At 69.9% G+C, this 17,865-nt stretch carries 15 protein-coding genes; 7 read left to right on the top strand and 8 right to left on the bottom strand.

Annotated elements, in window-relative coordinates; all coding sequences use genetic code 11:
• Window positions 1-56: 56 nt before the first annotated feature.
• Together BMW88_RS18815 and BMW88_RS18810 are read right to left on the bottom strand one after the other, a co-directional pair.
• A complete protein-coding gene (locus tag BMW88_RS18815) occupies window positions 57-2,357 on the bottom strand; it encodes a beta-xylosidase/alpha-l-arabinosidase (RefSeq protein WP_089952325.1) in 2,301 nt (766 codons plus the stop codon).
• Between the two features lie 7 nt (window positions 2,358-2,364).
• Complete coding sequence (locus BMW88_RS18810; RefSeq protein ID WP_089952323.1) at window positions 2,365-3,378, bottom strand: LacI family DNA-binding transcriptional regulator; 1,014 nt, start codon at window positions 3,376-3,378, stop codon at window positions 2,365-2,367.
• Between the two features lie 261 nt (window positions 3,379-3,639).
• On the opposite strand from BMW88_RS18810, the gene BMW88_RS18805 reads away from it, so the two are divergent.
• From BMW88_RS18805 to BMW88_RS18775, 7 genes are all read left to right on the top strand, one after another.
• Window positions 3,640-4,782, top strand: a complete 1,143-nt coding sequence (locus BMW88_RS18805) for an extracellular solute-binding protein (protein WP_245777903.1) — start codon at window positions 3,640-3,642, stop codon at window positions 4,780-4,782.
• Entirely contained in the window at window positions 4,782-5,753 is a 972-nt protein-coding gene (locus BMW88_RS18800) for a carbohydrate ABC transporter permease (RefSeq protein WP_089952320.1), read from the top strand. The genes BMW88_RS18805 and BMW88_RS18800 overlap by 1 nt, the downstream gene beginning before the upstream one ends.
• Before the next feature lies 1 nt (window position 5,754).
• Window positions 5,755-6,570, top strand: a complete 816-nt coding sequence (locus tag BMW88_RS18795; protein WP_089952318.1) for a carbohydrate ABC transporter permease — start codon at window positions 5,755-5,757, stop codon at window positions 6,568-6,570.
• Between the two features lie 19 nt (window positions 6,571-6,589).
• Window positions 6,590-7,585, top strand: a complete 996-nt coding sequence (locus BMW88_RS18790; RefSeq protein ID WP_245777902.1) for an endo-1,4-beta-xylanase — start codon at window positions 6,590-6,592, stop codon at window positions 7,583-7,585.
• A 13-nt stretch (window positions 7,586-7,598) separates the two neighbouring features.
• Window positions 7,599-9,143: a glycoside hydrolase family 43 protein gene (locus BMW88_RS18785; protein WP_089952316.1), complete on the top strand. Its 1,545-nt coding sequence runs from the start codon at window positions 7,599-7,601 to the stop codon at window positions 9,141-9,143.
• A gap of 2 nt (window positions 9,144-9,145) precedes the next feature.
• A complete protein-coding gene (locus BMW88_RS18780) occupies window positions 9,146-9,325 on the top strand; it encodes a hypothetical protein (protein WP_089952314.1) in 180 nt (59 codons plus the stop codon).
• Between the two features lie 86 nt (window positions 9,326-9,411).
• Window positions 9,412-10,716: a jacalin-like lectin gene (locus BMW88_RS18775; protein ID WP_089952312.1), complete on the top strand. Its 1,305-nt coding sequence runs from the start codon at window positions 9,412-9,414 to the stop codon at window positions 10,714-10,716.
• A gap of 4 nt (window positions 10,717-10,720) precedes the next feature.
• Here the strand turns inward: BMW88_RS18775 and BMW88_RS18770 are convergent, their stop codons facing one another.
• From BMW88_RS18770 to BMW88_RS18745, 6 genes are all read right to left on the bottom strand, one after another.
• Entirely contained in the window at window positions 10,721-10,879 is a 159-nt protein-coding gene (locus tag BMW88_RS18770) for a nitroreductase/quinone reductase family protein (RefSeq protein ID WP_425434664.1), read from the bottom strand.
• Between the two features lie 573 nt (window positions 10,880-11,452).
• Window positions 11,453-12,529, bottom strand: coding sequence for a terpene synthase family protein (locus BMW88_RS18765; RefSeq protein ID WP_089952311.1), 1,077 nt, complete (start codon window positions 12,527-12,529; stop codon window positions 11,453-11,455).
• Between the two features lie 23 nt (window positions 12,530-12,552).
• Window positions 12,553-13,671 (bottom strand): flavodoxin-dependent (E)-4-hydroxy-3-methylbut-2-enyl-diphosphate synthase, encoded by a 1,119-nt coding sequence (gene ispG / locus BMW88_RS18760; RefSeq protein ID WP_089952676.1) that lies wholly within the window; start codon window positions 13,669-13,671, stop codon window positions 12,553-12,555.
• A gap of 12 nt (window positions 13,672-13,683) precedes the next feature.
• On the bottom strand, window positions 13,684-15,516 hold the full coding sequence (locus BMW88_RS18755; protein ID WP_089952308.1) for a 1-deoxy-D-xylulose-5-phosphate synthase: 1,833 nt from the start codon (window positions 15,514-15,516) through the stop codon (window positions 13,684-13,686).
• Complete coding sequence (gene ispH, locus BMW88_RS18750) at window positions 15,513-16,730, bottom strand: 4-hydroxy-3-methylbut-2-enyl diphosphate reductase (protein WP_245777901.1); 1,218 nt, start codon at window positions 16,728-16,730, stop codon at window positions 15,513-15,515. The genes BMW88_RS18755 and ispH overlap by 4 nt, the downstream gene beginning before the upstream one ends.
• Before the next feature lie 91 nt (window positions 16,731-16,821).
• Entirely contained in the window at window positions 16,822-17,835 is a 1,014-nt protein-coding gene (locus tag BMW88_RS18745) for a polyprenyl synthetase family protein (protein ID WP_089952304.1), read from the bottom strand.
• Window positions 17,836-17,865 lie beyond the last annotated feature (30 nt).

Below are 17,865 nucleotides of genomic sequence, written 5' to 3'. Positions count from 1 at the left end.
CCGACGATCCCGCTCCGCCCGGCCGCCCCCTTGGTCGCGGCCGGGCGGAGCGCCCATCACGGGTTCGTGGTGAACACCGGTGTCATGGTGCGGTCGAACCCGACCTCGCGGCGGGGCCCGGTCAGCGTGAGCCGCAGCGAGGTGTGGATGGTCGCGCTCGACGTGCCGATGTGCAGCTCGACGTCACCGGGGTCGACCTGGCGGCGACCCGCCCGGCCGGTGTAGGAGGTGAGGTCGGCGTGCAGCTCGGCGGTGACCGTGCGGGTCTGGCCCGCGGCGAGGTCCACCTTGACCGCGCCGATGAGCTGGCGGACGGGCCGCGCGACCTCGGCCACCGGGTCGTGCAGGTAGATCTGCACGACTTCGGCGGTCGGGACGTCCATGTCGTTGCGCACCACCACGTGCACCCGGCAGGTCCCGTCGGTCGGCCACTCGCGCTCCTCGCTGCCCACCGTCACCCAGGTGGCGGGCGCGTAGGACAGGCCGTGCCCGAACGGGAACAGCGGGGTCGGGTCGACCGTGCTGACCTCCGTGCGGGCGGCGAGCTGGGGGGTCAGGTAGGTGGACGGCTGGCTCGAGCCGGCGCCGGGGAAGCTGACCGGGAGCCTGCCGGACGGGTTGACCCGTCCACCGAGGACACCCGCCAGCGCCGAGGCGCCCTCCTCGCCGGGGTAGAAGCCGCACACGATGGCGGCCAGCCGGTCCGCCTGCCGGGAGAGGTCGTAGGGCCGGCCGGAGAGCAGCACGAGCACGACCGGCATGCCGGTGTCGAGCACCGCCTCCAGCAGCTCCTCCTGGCGGCCGGGCAGGGTCAGGTCCGCGGCGTCGCAGCCCTCGCCGGAGGTGCCCTTGCCGAACAGGCCCGCCTGGTCGCCGAGCACGACGACGCAGACGTCGGCCTGCCGTGCCGTCTCGACGGCCTCGGCGATCTCCTCGTCGGTTCCGCCGAGCACCGGGCAGCCGCGGGCGAACACGACGTCGTGGTCCTCGCGCAGGGCCTCCAGCACGGTGGCGACCTCGATGCCCATCTCCGCGTCCGGGTGGTGCACGCCGACGTGCAGTGGGAAGGAGTAGCAGCCCATCATCGCGCCGGCGTCGTCCGCCCGCGGGCCCACGACCGCCAGGCGCTTGCCGCTCAGCGGCAGCACGCCGTCGTTGTGCAGCAGCACGATCGAGCGCTCGGCGACCTCGCGGGCGAGCGCGCGGGACTCGGCGTCGTCCAGGTCGACGTTCGACTGCGGTGCGGGGGAGTAGCCGGGGTCGAGCAGTCCCAGCTCGAACTTCTGCGTCAGCACGCGGGTCAGCGCCCGGTCGACGAGGGCGATGTCCACCCGGTCGCGGTGCAGACCTTCGAGCAGCGGCTCGCCGAAGCAGTCCACGGTGGGCAGCTCGACGTCGATGCCGGCGCTCAGCGCCTGCGTGGCCGCGTCCTCGCGGTCGGCGGCGACGCCGTGCAGCTTGTGCAGGAACGCCACGGAGAAGTAGTCGGCGACCACGGTGCCGGTGAAGCCGTACTCCTCGCGGAGCCGTCCGGTGAGCAGGCTCGGGTCCGCGGCGGCGGGGAGACCGTCGTTGTCGGCGTAGGAGTTCATCACCGACCTGGCGCCGGCCCGCAGCGCCATCTCGAACGGCGGCAGGATCACGTCCGCGAACTCGCGCGGCCCGATCGACACCGGTGCGTGGTTGCGCCCCGCCCGTGAGGACGAGTACCCCGCGAAGTGCTTGAGCGTGGACACGACCCCCGCCGACTCCAGGCCCGCGACGTAGGCGGCGCCGATGGTGCCCACGAGGTGCGGGTCTTCGCCGATGGTCTCCTCGACGCGGCCCCAGCGCAGGTCGCGCGTGACGTCCAGGACGGGGGCGAGGCCCTGGTGCACGCCGAGCCTGCGCATCGCGTCGCCGAACTTCGCGGCCATGCGCCGCACCAGGTCCGGCTCGAAGGTCGCGCCCCAGCACAGCGGCGACGGGTACACGGTCGCCTGCCACGCGGCCAGCCCGGTCAGGCACTCCTCGTGGACCACGGCGGGAATCCCGAAGCGGCTCGCCTCGACGATCTGCCGCTGGGTGCGGGCGAGGGTGCGCGCACCGACCTCCGGCGCGATCGGCCGGGTGCCGAAGACCCTGGTGAGCTGACCGATGCCGTGCCGGGTCAGCTCGTCGAAGTCCTGCGGTGCCACGGCGAACTCGTGCTGGTGCGGCGCCATCTCACCGGCGGCGTCGATGCCGGCCCAGATGCCCTGCAACTGCGCGATCTTCTCCTGCACGGTCATCCGTGCGATCAGGTCGCGCACGCGTTCGTCGACGGGTGCGTGCGGGTTGCGCCAGAGCTCGTCCGGCGTGGTGGCTTCTGTCGTCACAGCAACCTCAAGGAGTCAGTGGGCGGGTCGACTGCCGGATGACCAGCTCGGTGCCCAGGGTGAGGTGGGTGTCACCGGGCTCGTCGCCGTTGATGAGCCGCACCAGCAACCTGACGGCGCGGTGGCCCATCTCGCGGATCGGCTGCTGCACCGTCGTGATCGGCGGTGTGCACAGCGCGGACTCGGGGATGTTGTCGAAACCGACCACCGAGAGGTCTTCCGGCACCCGCAGGCCGAGCTGGCGGGCCGCATCGATGACGGCGATGGCGGTGATGTCGTTGGCGGCGAACACGGCCGTCGGCCGGTCCGGTCCGCTCAGAAGGTCGCGGGCGGCCGCGGCGGCCACGACGGCGTCGTAGTCGCCCCGGCGGACCAGGTTCTCGTCCACCGCGATTCCCGCGCTGGCGAGTGCCCCGCGGTAGCCGGTTTCGCGCTGCTGGGCGGATTTCAGGTCGTCGCGGCCGGTGAGCATGGCGATCCGGCGGTGACCGAGCTCGAGCAGGTGCTCGGTCGCGAGCCGTCCGCCGTGCAGGTTGTCGGAGTCGACGGTGGGCAACGCCGCGCGACCCGTGTGGGGGTCGACGGCGACGACGGGGGTGCCGGGCAGGCCTTCCAGATCCACGGCGGGCGTGACCAGCACGGCGCCGTCGACGAGGGTGCCGCTCAGCCGGGTGAGGTACCGCAGCTCCCAGCCCTGTGGATCACCCGTGCGGCCGCCGGCCGAGTAGACGACGAGCTCGAAACCGGTGCCGCGGATGGCATCCGCGGCACCCTTGAGCAGTTCGGTGCTGAACGGCTCGATGTCGGCGACCAGGATGCCGATGACGTTCGTGCGGTGGTTGCGCAGGCTCTGCGCGACCAGGCTCGCCTCGTACCCCATCTCCTTGATCACCGACTGCACTCGCGCGAACGTGTCGGCGGAGACGCCGTACCGCTGGTTGAGGACCTTGGACACGGTGGCTACCGAGACGCCGGCTTGAGCGGCGACATCCCGGATCGTGACGCGTTGGCGTGGAGGCACGGGCTCAGGCTAGCCGTGGAAAACGTTATCGACAACGATTGACACGAGACGTCCGACGCGAGAGTCTCTCCGGCATCACGCATCTCACACCCAGTCCAACTCGGCCGACGTCGTCAGGAGTGGACCTCAATGCGTTCCAAGAAGCCCCTTGCCCTCTTCGCCGCCGCGGCGCTGGCACTGGCCGGGTGCGGTGGAGGCGGAGACGCCTCCACCGAAGGTCCAGTCACGCTCACCTGGTGGCACAACCGAACCACTGAACCGATGAAGTCGAAGTGGCAGCAGATCGCCGACGACTTCCACAAGACCCACCCGAACACCTCGTTCACGGTCGAGCCGCTCCAGAACGAGCAGTTCCAGACCAAGGTGCCGTTGGCACTGCAGGGAAACACCCCGCCCGACCTCTTCCAGCAGTGGGGCGGCGGCGCGCTCGCCGACCAGATGAAGTCCGGCAAGATCGCCGACATCACCCAGGCGTCGTCCGGCTGGATCGGGCCGCTCGGCAAGTACGCCGACGGCTGGAAGGTCGGCGGCAAGCAGTTCGGCGTCCCGTACCAGATGCACGCGGTCGGCTTCTGGTACCGCAAGGACCTGTTCGCCACCGCGGGGATCACCTCGCCACCGACCACTTTGGACGAGCTCAACGCGGCGGTCGCGAAGCTGAAGACCGCCGGCATCGTGCCGATCGCGCTCGGCGGCAAGGACCGCTGGCCGGACGCGTTCTACTTCGGCTACTTCGCGGTGCGCCAGTGCTCGGTCGACGCGTTGAAGAAGGCCGTCGAGAAGACCGAGCTGACCGACCCGTGCTTCACCAAGGCGGGGGAGAACCTCAAGGCCTTCCTGGACACCAAACCGTTCCAGGACGGGTTCGTCGGCACTCCCGCCCAGCAGGGGGCCGGCAGCTCGGCGGGCCTGCTCGCGAACGCCAAGGCCGCCATGGAGCTGCAGGGCGACTGGGAGCCGGACGTGATGCGGGCGCTCACCGAGGACAAGGACCTCGACTCGAAGCTCGGCTGGTTCCCGTTCCCCAGCGTGCCGGGGGGACAGGGCGACCCGACCGTGCTGCTCGGCGGCGGTGACGGGTTCTCCTGCACCACCCGCGCGGCCAAGGCCTGCGGGGAGTTCCTGGAACACCTGGTCGGCGACGAGGTGCAGAAGATCCTCGCCGAGACCGGATCCGGCCTGCCGGTGCGGGAGTCCGCGGTGGCCTCGCTCAAGACCGAGACGCACAAGCAGATCTCCGAGGCCATGAACAAGGCTTCGCACCTGCAGTTCTACTTCGACACCGCGTTCCCGACCAACGTCGGTCAGGCCCTCAACGACGCCATCGCGAACTTCTTCGCGGGGCAGGGCGGGCCCGACACCATCGTGCAGTCGGTGAGCAAAGCAGCTGCCGGGAACAAATGATGAGTGCCGCGATCACCACGCGGCCGCCGACCGCCCCCGTGCCGCACGCGCCAGCGGCCGGGGGCACCCGGCGGCGGTCCCGACTGCGAACCCGCCTCGAGCTCGCGCTGCTGCTCACACCGGCCCTGGTGCTCTTCACCGGGTTCGTGCTGGTGCCGATCGGCGTGGCCGTGGTCTACAGCCTCTACTCGTGGAACGGCTTCGGCCCGCTCACGGACTTCGTCGGCCTGCAGAACTACGTCGACGCCTTCTCCGGTGACGTCTTCCAGGGCGCCATCGGGCACAACCTGCTGATCGCGACGCTGTCGATCATCGTGCAGCTGCCGCTCAGCATCGGTCTGGCGTTGCTGCTCAACCGGAAGCTGCGGGGCCGGACCTTCCTGCGGATGGTGGTCTTCGCGCCGTACGTGCTCTCGGAGGCCGTGACCGCGGTGATCTGGCTGCTGATGCTGCAACCGGGCGGTTTCGTCGACGAGATCCTGCGCGGCGTCGGCCTGGGCGGGTTCGTGCGGCTGTGGCTCGCCGATCCGTCGATCGTGCTCTACACGCTGTTCGTCGTGATCACGTGGAAGTACATCGGTTTCGGCGTGATCCTGCTGCTGGCCGGGTTGCAGGGCGTCCCGCCCGAGCTGCGGGAGGCCGCCGCGCTCGACGGCGCGAGCGCCTGGCAGACCACCCGGCACGTCGTGATCCCGTTGCTGGGACCGACGATCAGGATCTGGATCTTCCTGTCGGTGATCGGGTCGCTGCAGCTCTTCGACCTGGTCTGGATCATGACGCTCGGCGGTCCCGCCAACGCGTCCACGACCATGGCGACCTACCTGGTCGACCACGGCTTCAAGCGGTACGAGTTCGGGTTCGGCAGCGCGGTCGCGGTGATCCTCTTCATCATCTGCTTCGTGTTCGCGTTGCTGTACCAGAGGTTCGCCTTGCGCCGGGACACCCAGGGCGCTTTGACGGGGGTGCGCTGAGATGGCACGTCGCAACTCCGTCGGCTACCTCGCCGCGATCGCCGTCATCGGCGTGACGGTGGTGCCGCTGTTGTTCGTGGTGCTGGGCGGTTTCCGCACCACCGCGCAGATCAACTCGTCGCCGGCGGGGTTGCCCGGCCCGTTCGTGTGGGACAACTACGCCGAGATCGCGAGCTCGCCGCAGTTTTGGCGGCTGCTGGGCAACAGCGCGCTCATCGCGGTGATCGCGACGACGCTCGCGGTCGTGCTCGGTGCGATGGCGGCGTTCGCGCTGTCCCGCTACGCCTTCCGCGGCCGCGAGGGGTTCTACACGCTGTTCACGCTGGGGCTGCTGTTCCCCCTCGGCGTGGCGACGCTGCCGCTGTACCTGTGGCTGCGCCAGCTCGGCCTGCTCGAAAACCCGCTCGGTGTCGCCATTCCGGAGGCGGCGTTCTCGCTGCCGGTCACCATCGTGATCCTGCGGCCGTTCATGCACGCGATCCCCGGCGAGCTGGAGGACGCGGCGCTGCTCGACGGCGCCGCCAAGCTCGGCTTCTTCTGGCGGATCCTGCTGCCGCTGTCGCGGCCGGCGCTGATCACGGTGTCGGTGCTCGCGTTCATCACCAGCTGGAACTTCTACCTGTTGCCGTTGCTGGTGTTCAACGACTCCACCAATTTCACCCTCCCGCTCGGCGTGGCGATGTTCCAGTCCGAGCACACCCAGGACACCGCGAAGGTGCTCGCCTTCACGGCGCTGTCGATGATCCCGGCGCTCACGTTCTTCGTGCTCGCCGAACGCCGCATGGTCGGCGGCCTCACCGGTTCTGTGAAGGGCTGACAGGCAAGGGAGAAGATCCATGCGTACTCGATTAGCGGTCGGCATCGCCGCACTGGTGGTGCTGATCCAGGCGGTTCCCGCGTCAGCCGCGGGTCCGTTGAAGACCATCACGAAGAGGTATGTGGGCAGTGCGGTGGCCGTCCAGCACCTCACCACCGAGGCCGACTACCGGTCCGTGCTCACCCGCGAGTTCGACAGCGTCACGCCCGAGAACGAGATGAAGTGGGGTGTGGTCGAAGCCGTTCGGGGCCAGTACGACTGGTCCGGCGCGGACGCGATCGTCGACTACGCCCGCAAGACCGGCAAGACCGTCCGGGGACACACCCTGGTCTGGCACAGCCAGCTGCCGGACTGGGTGGACGACCTCGACGCGGCGGAGCTGCGCGGCGTCGTCAAGGACCACATCAGGACCGAGGCCGGCCGCTACCGCGGCAAGATCCGCGCGTGGGACGTCGTCAACGAGGCGTTCAACGAGGACGGCACCCGCCGGCCGACGGTGTTCCAGGAGAAGCTCGGCGACCGCTACATCGCCGACGCCTTCCGCTGGGCCCACGCGGCCGACCCCAGGGCGAAGCTCTACATCAACGACTACAACGTCGAGGGGATCAACCCCAAGAGCGACGCGCTCTACGCCCTGGTGAAGTCGTTGAAGCGGCAGGGCGTGCCGATCCACGGCGTCGGCATCCAGGCCCACCTGTCGCTCATGTACGGCTTCCCCGCGGGTGTCCGGGAGAACATCGCGAGGTTCGCCGCGCTCGGCGTGGACGTCGCGATCACCGAGGCCGACGTGCGGATCCCGCTGCCCGTCACCCCGGAGAAGCTGGAGGCCCAGGCCGACTACTTCGACCAGGTCTGGGACGCCTGCCACGCCGTCCGGCGGTGCGTCGAGTTCACCACGTGGGGCTTCACCGACCGGCACTCGTGGGTGCCCGACGTGTTCCCCGGTGAGGGCGCGGCCTGCCTGTTCGACGAGAACCTGAGGCCGAAACCCGCGTACACCCGGATCAACCCGTAACGGGAGTGTCCACTTGGCACAGTTCCTGAACCCGGTCCTGCCCGGCTCGCACCCGGATCCCTCGGTGTGCCGGGCGGGATCGGACTACTACCTGGTGACCTCGACGTTCGAGTACTTCCCCGGCCTGCCGATCTACCACAGCCGCGATCTCGTGCACTGGCGGCTGCTCGGCCACGTGCTGGACAGGCCGTCCCAGTTGCCGTTGCGGGGCGTGCGCGCCTCCGGTGGCCTGTACGCGCCGACCATCCGGCACCACGACGGCGTGTTCTACGTGGTGTGCACGCTGGTCGACGGCACGGCGGAGACGGGCAACTTCGTGGTGACCGCCACCGATCCGGCCGGCGAGTGGTCGGAGCCGACGTGGCTGCCGGAGGCCGGCGGGTTCGACCCGTCGCTGTACTTCGACGACGACGGCAGGGCCTGGTGGACGGCGACCCGCGAGGTGCCCGGCGGCCGGCAGGGCCAGACCGAGGTCTGGTTGCGCGAGTTCGACCCGGTCCGGCTGGAGCTCCTCGGCGAGGAGCACGTGCTGTGGCACGGCGCGATGCGCGACTCGGTGTGGCTCGAAGCGCCCCACCTGTACAAGGTGGACGGGCGGTACGTGCTCCTGTGCGCGGAGGGCGGCACCGACTTCGAGCACTCCGTGGTCGTCGCGACGGCCGACGCGGTCACCGGCCCGTACCGCGGCTCACCGCTCAACCCGGTGCTGACGCACCGCCACCTCGGCCGCGACCACCCGATCGCGGCGACCGGGCACGCCGACCTGGTGTGCACGCAGAACGGCCAGTGGTTCGCCGTGCTGCTCGGAACGCGGCCGTACGGCGGTTATGTCTACAACCTCGGCCGGGAGACGTTCCTCGTGCCGGTGACGTGGGAGGCGGGCGGCCCCGTGTTCAGCCAGGGCACCGGCCGCGTCGAGGCCGCGTACGACGTCCCCGACCTGCCGGCCCACCCCTGGCCCGAGACCGGGCACACCGACGACTTCACCACGTTCGACCCCAGGTGGATGTTCCTGCGCACGCCGGACGAGGTGTTCTGGTCGGTGACCGACCGGCCCGGCCACCTCCGGCTGCGGGTGCGGCCGGAGTCGATCACCGATCCGGTCACGCCGAGCGTGGTCCTGAGGCGCCAGCAGCACCAGAACTACCACGTGTCCTGCGAGCTCGAGTTCGAGCCGGCCGGGCCGACCGAGGCCGCGGGCCTGGTGCTGCTGCAGAACAACGACCACCACGTCCGGCTGCTGCTCGGCGCCGAGCGCGAGGTCACCCTCGTGTGCCGCTCCGGTGGACGGGACTCGGTGCTCGCGCGGACGCGGGTGGCAGAGGGTGTAGTGCGGCTGTGCGTCGAGGCGGTCGGCCAGGAGCACCAGGCCCTGGTCGCCGCGGGTGCGGAGGAGTGGCGGCTGCTGGGCGAGCCGTTCGACGGACGCGTGCTCAGCACCCAGGCCGCGGGCGGGTTCACCGGTGTCCACATCGGACTGTACGCGACCGCCGACGGCGCTCCGAGCGAGTCGTGGGCCGACTTCGGCAGCTTCACCTACCGCGCGCTGGAGGGGTGACCATGCACGTCTGGTACGGCAACCGGGCCGACTTCCACACCGACGTCGCCGGTGCGGCGACCGGCGAGGCCCGTGACCGGCGGTGGCCCGGCCGGGACCGTCCGGCCGCGGGCCGGCGTGGTCGTGGGAACGCCCTGACCCGGTTGCTGCGGCGTGCGTTCCCGCTTTCCGGTCTGCGCTGACGAAGCACGCGGGTGATCGACGGCGTTCGAGTCGAATGCGGTCGAACACCCCCGGCACGGTCCCGGATGCCATATGAACTTGATTCATGTTGACGCGACTCGCGGTCGCGGCCGGCCTGGTACTGGCACTGGCCGTCCCCGCATCGGCCACCCCGCCGTCGAGCGGCACGTTCTCCGTGCTCAGCTACAACATCGCGGGGTTGCCGGAGGGGCTCTCCAGCGGCAACCCGAGGGTGAACACGCCGATCATCGGCCAGCGGATCCGGCCGTACGACGTGGTGCACGTGCAAGAGGACTTCAACTACCACGCCTCGCTCTACGCCAACAACACGCATCCGTTCCGCACACCGACCAGCGGTGGCGTCCCGTTCGGCGACGGCCTCAACACGCTGGCCGACCACCCCTACTCCGACCTGACCCGCGACAGGTGGGACCGGTGCAACGGCACGGACTGCCTGACCCCCAAGGGGTTCAGCTGGTCGCGGATCCGGCTGGCGGAGGGTGTGCTGGTCGACTTCTACAACGTCCACGCGAACGCCGGTTCCGCGGACGCCGACCTCGCCGCTCGGCGGGCGAACATCAGTGAGCTCTCCCGGTTCATCACCGCCAACTCGGCCGGCAACGCCGTCGTGGTCGCCGGGGACACCAACACCCGGTACACGCGCGCCGGCGACAACATCAGGGAGCTGGTGAGCGCCAACGGTCTCACCGACGCCTGGGTGCAGCAGGAGCGCGGTGGCGTGCCGCCCGCCGCCGGGAGCCCGGCGCTCGTCTGCGACGACCGGAACGTCAGCGACGCGTGCGAGGTCGTCGACAAGATCCTCTACCGGGGGAACCGGTACATCGCGCTGAGCCTGAGCCGGTACGGCAACGAGAACGCGCGGTTCCGGACCTCCGACGACAAGATGCTGTCCGACCACTACCCGATCGCGGCGGAGCTGCGGTGGACCCTCGACCCCGAGCTGTCGGTCAGCGACGTGGCCGGCGGACCGCACGGCACGCCGTTCACCGACGTCGCTGCGGTCCCCGTGCGGAAGCAGGCCGCCGAGGTGGCCATCCGCACCGGATCCCGCGTCGACCGAGTCGGGCTGACGTTCGCGGACGGCACGTCGTTCGCCCACGGCGGTGGTGGTGGCACTGAGCAGCGCCTCGCGCTGGGGGAGGGAGAGCACCTGCGATCGGTCACGCTCCACTCCGGCCGGCACGACGGACGCACCAGGATCTTCCGCGCGGCCTTCACGACGACCGCGGGAAGAACTCTGGCGGGTGGCACCGCGACGCCGAGCTCCGTCACCCTCACCGCACCCGCGGGCTGGCACATCGCCGGCTTCCACGGTCGTTCGGGGGAGGAGCTCGACGCGCTCGGCGTGATCTACGCGCGCGTGCCGTGACCCGTCACTTCGGGTCGAGCACGAACACCGGGATCTGCCGGTCGGTGTTCTGCTGGTACTCGGCGTAGTTCGGGAAGGCCGCGACGGCCCGCTCCCACCACTCGGCCCGCTCGGCGCCGTCGACCTCGCGGGCGGTCTGGGTTGTCGATTCCGAGCTGTTCATCAGCCGGTGCAGGGATCTGGTTCTGCCGGGAACTGATTCGCCTGCCCGACTGGGAAAGGTTGGTTCCGGGTGGTTCAGGGCGTCGTTGACATGGCGGGCTTCTGCGTTGATACCGGCGCCGGCCAGCGGGAGGTCGAGCGTGGGTACGTGGTCGGTGAGGAGTGCCTTTGTGCTTGCCGTTGCCCACTGCCGAACCGGCGCTGTTGAAGCGGGCGTGGCCACTGCCGTCGCCCCACTCGAGGTAGGGGTGGGTCCGCTCGTCGCGGTACTCGACGACGAAGTTCAGCCGCGCCGTGTATTGCGTGGTCGCCATCGACCAACCGCACGTCGATGGCTGTGACGTCGCCAGGTGTCTGCACACGGGGCTCCAGCGCACGAGCTGCAGGGACCCGTCGGGTCGCTGATCGGTCTTCCGGACACTGCACTGAGCGTGGACGAGAACAGCGACGTGCACGTGGACGGGTTCATGCGCGAACTTCTCGACGACGCGTTCTCCCGGGCCGACTTGGCGCATATCTCTGAGAAGCGCGAGCTGGACAGGCTTGATGCCATGCGTGTGAAGGGCGCTGTCCGTCATGTCTCGGGATCCCACCACCAGGCGATGGATGGCATCGTGGGAGCAGAACGTTCTTCGAGGTCTTGCTGTTCGATGACGCGTGCGCCGATGGCCAGTTTCTCGACCACCGACCAGTCCTCAGGATCGAAGACGGTGTTGTAGCGGGCGACCGAGAGGCTCCAGTCGATGTTGCCGCGAATGACGTGGCCGAGGCCTGTCAGGTAATCGCGCAGCTCCGGGCTCGCTTTGCTCAGTTGTCGCTCTCGCAGTTCGAGGAATTGGCGCAGGGCGCGGTCCCTGAGTGCGACGACCTCTTGCAGTGCCCGGTGAGGAGACCAGCCGTGGGCGTGCATGAGGACGTCGACGAGGTTGCATCGGTCTGTGCGGCCGCGGATCTCCTTGTAGCGGGAGATGCGGTCGTTGTCCCAGATCGCGATGGTCCAGCAGGCCTCCGTGAGTGCCCGCACGGCCGGGGAGTCCATCTCGTGGCCGGGGACATCGCGGCCAGGACCGAGTTCCATTGCTTCCATCATGGTCGTGACCACTGGGCCGCCGCCGTCGTGGAACCGGGCGATGAGGTACTGCTCCAGTGGCAGCGTGTGGTCTTGGCGTGAGCCGGCGTTGATCTGGACGACGCCGAAGAGCCATTGGCGGTGCGCTTCGAGCCACCGGCGGAACTGGACCGGGGTCGCGCAGTCGCGGAACCGCACTGCGATGTCGTGCAAGGCGATGAGGAACGGGTCATCGCCGCACAGTCTGTGGTTGACGCCTTCGAGCATGCGCAGCAGCCGGGCGACCAATGGAACCAGTTCCGTCAGGTCTTTGCCGTCGCAGCGCACGTCGTCGAATGCGAATGCCCAGTGCACGAAGTCGGCGTAGACGCGGAGCCGGTCGGTGCTGCCGTGCGGTGCGGTGCGCGCGGCGAACTCTGCGGATGCTGAGGCGAGGACACGAGCTTGGTGGTGTTGGTCCGGGCAGATTCCGATTCGCTGGGCCCACTCCATCGAACTGTCGGCCAGCTCGTGGAACTGGCCCTGCACCGCGGGCGGGATCGGGCAGTAGAACGGCGGGACGGTGATCTGGGTGTCGGTCATCTCTCTGCTTTTCGCTCGAGGGGTCATTCGGATGCGGTGTCGCCGGCGATGCGCATGGCCTCTTCGATGAGCGTTTCGACGATCGCGTGCTCGGGTACCGTCTTGACGACCTCGCCCTTGACGAAGATCTGGCCTTTGCCGTTGCCCGACGCCACACCGAGGTCTGCTTCGCGTGCTTCTCCCGGGCCGTTGACGACGCAGCCCATCACCGCGACTCGCAGCGGGATCTCCATTCCCTCCAGTGCTGCGGTGACCTGTTCGGCGAGGGTGTAGACGTCCACCTGCGCGCGGCCGCACGACGGGCACGACACGATCTCCAGCTTGCGCGGCCGCAGGTTGAGCGACTGGAGGATCTGGATGCCGACCTTGACCTCTTCGACCGGTGGTGCGGACAGCGAGACGCGGATCGTGTCGCCGATGCCTTGGCGCAGCAGTGCCCCGAACGCCACCGCCGACTTGATGGTGCCCTGGAACGCAGGCCCGGCCTCGGTCACGCCGAGGTGCAGCGGGTAGTCGCACTGCGCGGCGAGGATCTCGTACGCGCGGACCATGACCACCGGGTCGTTGTGCTTCACCGAGATCTTGACGTCGTGGAAGTCGTGCTCGGCGAACAACGACGCCTCCCACATCGCCGACTCCGCCAACGCTTCCGGCGTCGCTTTGCCGTGCTTGTCCATGAGGCGCTTGTCCAGCGAGCCGGCGTTCACGCCGATCCGGATCGGCGTGCCGTGGTCCTTGGCTGCTTGCGCGATCTCCTTGACCTGGTCGTCGAACTTGCGGATGTTGCCAGGGTTCACCCGCACCGCCGCACAACCGGCCTCGATCGCGGCGAAGACGTACTTCGGCTGGAAGTGGATGTCCGCGATCACCGGGATCTGCGACTTCTTCGCGATCGCCGGCAGTGCTTCGGCGTCGTCGGCCGACGGGCAGGCAACGCGGACGATGTCGCAGCCGGCCGCGGTCAGCTCGGCGATCTGCTGCAGGGTCGCGTTGACATCGGCGGTGGGCGTCGTGGTCATCGACTGCACGGAGATCGGGAAGTCGCTACCGATCCCGACTTCGCCCACGTGCAGCCGGCGCGTCTTGCGTCGTTCGGACAGGACGGGTGGCGGGGCCGGCGCGGTGGTCAGGGGCAGTGGGATGGCGGGCACGGCTCAGCCGCCCGGGTGGTGATGGGTGGGCTGCTGCGGGTTCGTCATGGTGTCCTCCCTGAAAACGTGGTGGCGCACGGTTTCGGCGATGCCGGTGGCGTCGAGGTGGTGCCGGTGCAGCAGGTCGGGGCGCTCGCCGTGCGGCAGGAACTCCGTCGGCAGCGCAAGTGTGCGCAGCCGGGGTGGGTGGTTCCGGCGGGAAAGCAGGTGTGCGAGGCGTTGGCCGAAGCCGCCGGTGCCGGCGTTGTCCTCCACGGTCACGGTCAGGCGGTGTCGCGCGGCGAGCTCACCGAGGACCTCTGGCAGCGGGGTCGTCCACCGGGGGTCGGCCACGGTGACGGCGATCCCGGATTCGGCCACGAGGTCGGCCGCGCGCAGGCACGCTTCGGCGCGGCCTCCGACGGCCACCAGCAGCACGGTGGCCGACGGGTCCGCGCGCAGCAGGTCGACGCCGCCGACCTGGCCGATCGCCTCGAGATCGGGGCCCGCTCGGCCTTTGGGGAAGCGCAGGACCGTCGGACCCGTGTCCTGGGTGAGGCACTCCTGCAGGAGCTCCCTCAGCCGGGCCGGGTCGCGGGGCTCGGCGATCCGGATGCCGGGTACGGCGGGCAGCACGCAGGCGTCCCACATGCCGTGGTGGCTGGCGCCGTCCGGGCCGGTGATGCCCGCGCGGTCGAGCACGAACGTCACCGGCAGGCCGTGCAGCGCCACGTCCATCAGCACCTGGTCGAACGCGCGGGTGAGGAACGTCGAGTACACCGCGACCACCGGGTGCAGTCCGCCCATGGCCAGGCCGGCGGCGGCGGTGACGGCGTGCTGCTCGGCGAGGCCGACGTCGAAGACCCGGTGGGGGAACCGCCGGGCGAACGGGTGCAGTCCGGTGGGGCGCAGCATGGCCGCGGTGAGGCACACGACGTCCGGGTTGCGAGCTCCCAGCGCCACGATCTCCTCGGCGAACTCCTGGGTCCAGCTCCGCCCCGCCCGCGCCGGCGTTCGTCGCGGGTTCACCGCGTGCTGGCAGTCGGCTTCGTCGTTCTCCGCGGGCGGGTGTCCTTTGCCCTTGGTCGTGACGCAGTGCACGACTACCGTGCGGCCCGAGGCTTTCGCTTGCCGCAGTGCGTGTTCGACGGCCGCGGTGTCGTGCCCGTCGACCGGACCGAGGTAGCTCAGCCTGAGGATGCCGAAGAAGCCGGGCCACGGGTCGCCGCGCTCGTCGTCGAAGGCGCGTGCCCGCAACGCACCGAGGTGGTCGGCGATCGCACCGACCGTGGGCGCGTAGGACCGGCCGTTGTCGTTGAGCACGATGACCAGGGGCCTGTCCGGGGCGGCAGCGAGGTTGTTGAGCGCCTCCCACGCCATTCCGCCCGTCAACGCGCCGTCACCGACTACGGCGACCACGTGCCGGGTGTCCCCGCGCAGGCGTAGCGCGGTAGCGAGGCCATCGGCATAAGACAGGGCCGTGGAGGCGTGAGAGTTGCGCATCAGGTCGTGCTCGGATTCGGCAGGATCGGGGTAGCCGGACAGTCCGCCGGCTTGGCGCAACGTGTCGAACCGGTCCCACCGCCCGGTGAGGACCTTGTGGACGTAGGCCTGGTGGCCGGTGTCGAACAGCACGCGGTCGTGGGCGGTGTCGAACACCCGGTGCAGCGCGATGGTCAGCTCGACCACGCCGAGGTTCGGGCCGAGGTGCCCGCCGGTCCGCAGGACGGCGTCAACGAGGAAGCGGCGGATCCGGATGGCGAGACCGGGCAGGTCGCCGGCGGCGATGTCGCGCAGTTCCTCCGGTCCGGAAGGGAGGCCGAGGAGCGCGGGTGGCCCCGCGGTCTGCCGGGTCACCGCCGTTGCGCTTTCTGCGGGACGGCGAAGGTCACTGTTTCGGTGGCGACCCTGTGGGTGGTGGTCTGGAGAGGACCGAGTCCCCGCAGGGCGCTCAGCACGTCGGTGACCAGCTGGGGTGGCGCGGACGCGCCGGCGGTGAGGCCGACGCGGCGTGCGTCGGCAACCCATTCGGGGCGGATGTCGCCGAGGTCGTCGATGAGGTGGGCCGGGGTGCCCAGACGCCGGGACAGCTCGACGAGCCGCACCGAGTTGGACGAGTTGGGTGAGCCCAGCACGAGGACCAGGTCCGCCTCGGCGGCGATCGCGTGCAGGGCGTGCTGGCGGTTGGTCGTGGCGTAGCAGATGTCGTCGGACTTGGGCCCCCGCAGCGCCGGGAAGCGGTGGCGCAGCGCCGCGACGATGTCGCGGGTCTCGTCCACGGCGAGCGTGGTCTGACTCAGGTACGACACCCGTTCCGGGTCGGGCACGTCGAGGTTCGCGACGTCGTCGACGCTGCCGACCAGGCGCATCCGCTCTGGGGCGTGGCCCATCGTGCCTTCGGTTTCCTCATGCCCGGCGTGGCCGATGAACACCACCGTGTCGCCCCGCCCGGTGAAGCGCAGTGCCTCGGCGTGGACCTTGCTCACCAAGGGACACGTCGCGTCGATGACGTCGAGGTGCTGCTCTGCGGCCTGGGCGCGCACCGCCGGCGAGACGCCGTGTGCTGAGAAGACCACCGTTGCACCCTCGGGCACGTCGTCGAGTTCTTCGACGAACACCGCACCGAGGGCCTCGAGTTCATGCACCACATGGCTGTTGTGCACGACCTGCTTGCGAACGAACACCGGCCCGTCGACAGTGCTCAGGCTCCGCCGGACGGCCTCGATCGCTCGTTCGACGCCCGCGCAGAACGAGCGCGGCTCGGCGAGCAGAACCTCCCGCGGGCCAGTCGTGGCCGCCCACCTGGTGACCACCGAGCGTACAACTTCGCCTGCGCGCGATCCGCCGCTACGGGTACAGCGCACCGCGGCCGCGAACACGACCGACGGCTCACCGCCGTGCGAGGCAGTGGCCGACCAACCGCGCACGGGAACCGCTCCAGCCGGAGGATCGCCTACCCGCAGTACCGCCCGATGAACCGGAATGCCCGCACGGCGCAGCGTTGCGGAAAGCAGTGGCTCCGCTCCGCACACAACGCCCGCATCACCAGAGCGATGGATCGCTGTCGCCACGATCGCGTCCCCGAGCTGGATCCCTGGGACGTCTGCCCACGCTCGCAACGGTTGCACCGCTGCTGTTCCGCACGGGTCTTGGTGGGTGTGGTCAGTGTTCACGGGCGGCCACCAGGTGTGCGAGAGCTGTCAGCTCGGTGGCGGGACCGGGCGCAGGGTCGACCGCGTGCAGGCAGTTCAGCGCCAGCTCGACGTGCCGGAGGGCTTCGGCCTGCGTGCGTTCCCGAACGCCCACTCGCTCGATCAGCGTGGCCGCGGCGTCGAGATCCGCTTCGTCCAGGGGCTCGGCCCGTCGGTAGAGCGCCGCGAACGCCCGGCCCTCGCCCGAATCGGAATCGAGTGCCATGATCACCGGGAAGGTCTTCTTCCGCGACCGCAGGTCCGAGCGAGTGGGTTTGCCGGTGACGGCAGGGTCTCCCCAGATGCCGAGAAGGTCGTCGACCATCTGGAACGCCAGGCCCAGGTGGTGGCCGAAGCGGCGCAGATGGCCCACGGTGTCGGCCGGCGCCCCACCCATCGCGGCACCCACCGCGCATGCGCAGCCGAACAGAGCGGCGGTCTTCCCCGCCACCATTCGCATGTACTCGTCGTGCCCGACTTGTGGCCGGTCTTCGAACTCGACGTCGTCGCTCTGCCCCCGCACCAGTTCCAGCAGTGCCCACGTGAGCGCTCGGCCGGCCGCCAACGTCCGGTCCGATGTCACGGAGACCAGCACGTCGAAGGCCAAGGCGAGCATCGCGTCGCCGGCGAGGGTGGCCACCGGCACGCCGAATGACGCCCACACCGTCGGCCGGTGCCGTCGCGTGTCGTCACCGTCGATGATGTCGTCGTGCACCAGCGAGAAGTTGTGCACCAGTTCCACCGCGGCCGCCGCGTGCACCGCAGACTCCGCGCGGCCACCGACCGCCTCGGCCGAGAGCAGGACCAGTGCTTGCCGCAGGCCCTTGCCGGCGGACCCGCTCACCGGACGACCATGCCGGTCCGCCCAGCCGAACTGGTAGCCAACGGCTTTCGCCATCGGTTCGGGCAGTCTTCCCACGGCCTCCCGCAGCGCGGGATCCACGAGATCACGCGCCCAGTGCAAAGTATGTTTCGACTGCTGCATCAGTGGGGGTGTCAACAGACCCTCCGCTCG

Origin of the sequence: Lentzea xinjiangensis, from assembly GCF_900110955.1 — a bacterium.
Lineage (GTDB): Bacteria > Actinomycetota > Actinomycetes > Mycobacteriales > Pseudonocardiaceae > Lentzea > Lentzea xinjiangensis.
The sequence above is the reverse complement of the archived record's forward strand: the minus strand, read 5'-3'. Positions and strand labels throughout refer to the sequence as shown.

Excerpts from the sequence above, each read along its gene's own strand:
- BMW88_RS18745 (WP_089952304.1), bottom strand. The coding sequence starts at position 17,835 with ATGCAGCAGTCGAAACATACTTTGCACTGGGCGCGTGATCTCGTGGAT.
- BMW88_RS18775 (WP_089952312.1), top strand. The coding sequence starts at position 9,412 with ATGTTGACGCGACTCGCGGTCGCGGCCGGCCTGGTACTGGCACTGGCC.
- BMW88_RS18765 (WP_089952311.1), bottom strand. The coding sequence starts at position 12,529 with ATGACCGACACCCAGATCACCGTCCCGCCGTTCTACTGCCCGATCCCG.
- BMW88_RS18795 (WP_089952318.1), top strand. The coding sequence starts at position 5,755 with ATGGCACGTCGCAACTCCGTCGGCTACCTCGCCGCGATCGCCGTCATC.
- BMW88_RS18805 (WP_245777903.1), top strand. The coding sequence starts at position 3,640 with ATGAAGTCGAAGTGGCAGCAGATCGCCGACGACTTCCACAAGACCCAC.
- BMW88_RS18800 (WP_089952320.1), top strand. The coding sequence starts at position 4,782 with ATGAGTGCCGCGATCACCACGCGGCCGCCGACCGCCCCCGTGCCGCAC.
- BMW88_RS18770 (WP_425434664.1), bottom strand. The coding sequence starts at position 10,879 with ATGAACAGCTCGGAATCGACAACCCAGACCGCCCGCGAGGTCGACGGC.
- BMW88_RS18780 (WP_089952314.1), top strand. The coding sequence starts at position 9,146 with ATGCACGTCTGGTACGGCAACCGGGCCGACTTCCACACCGACGTCGCC.
- BMW88_RS18790 (WP_245777902.1), top strand. The coding sequence starts at position 6,590 with ATGCGTACTCGATTAGCGGTCGGCATCGCCGCACTGGTGGTGCTGATC.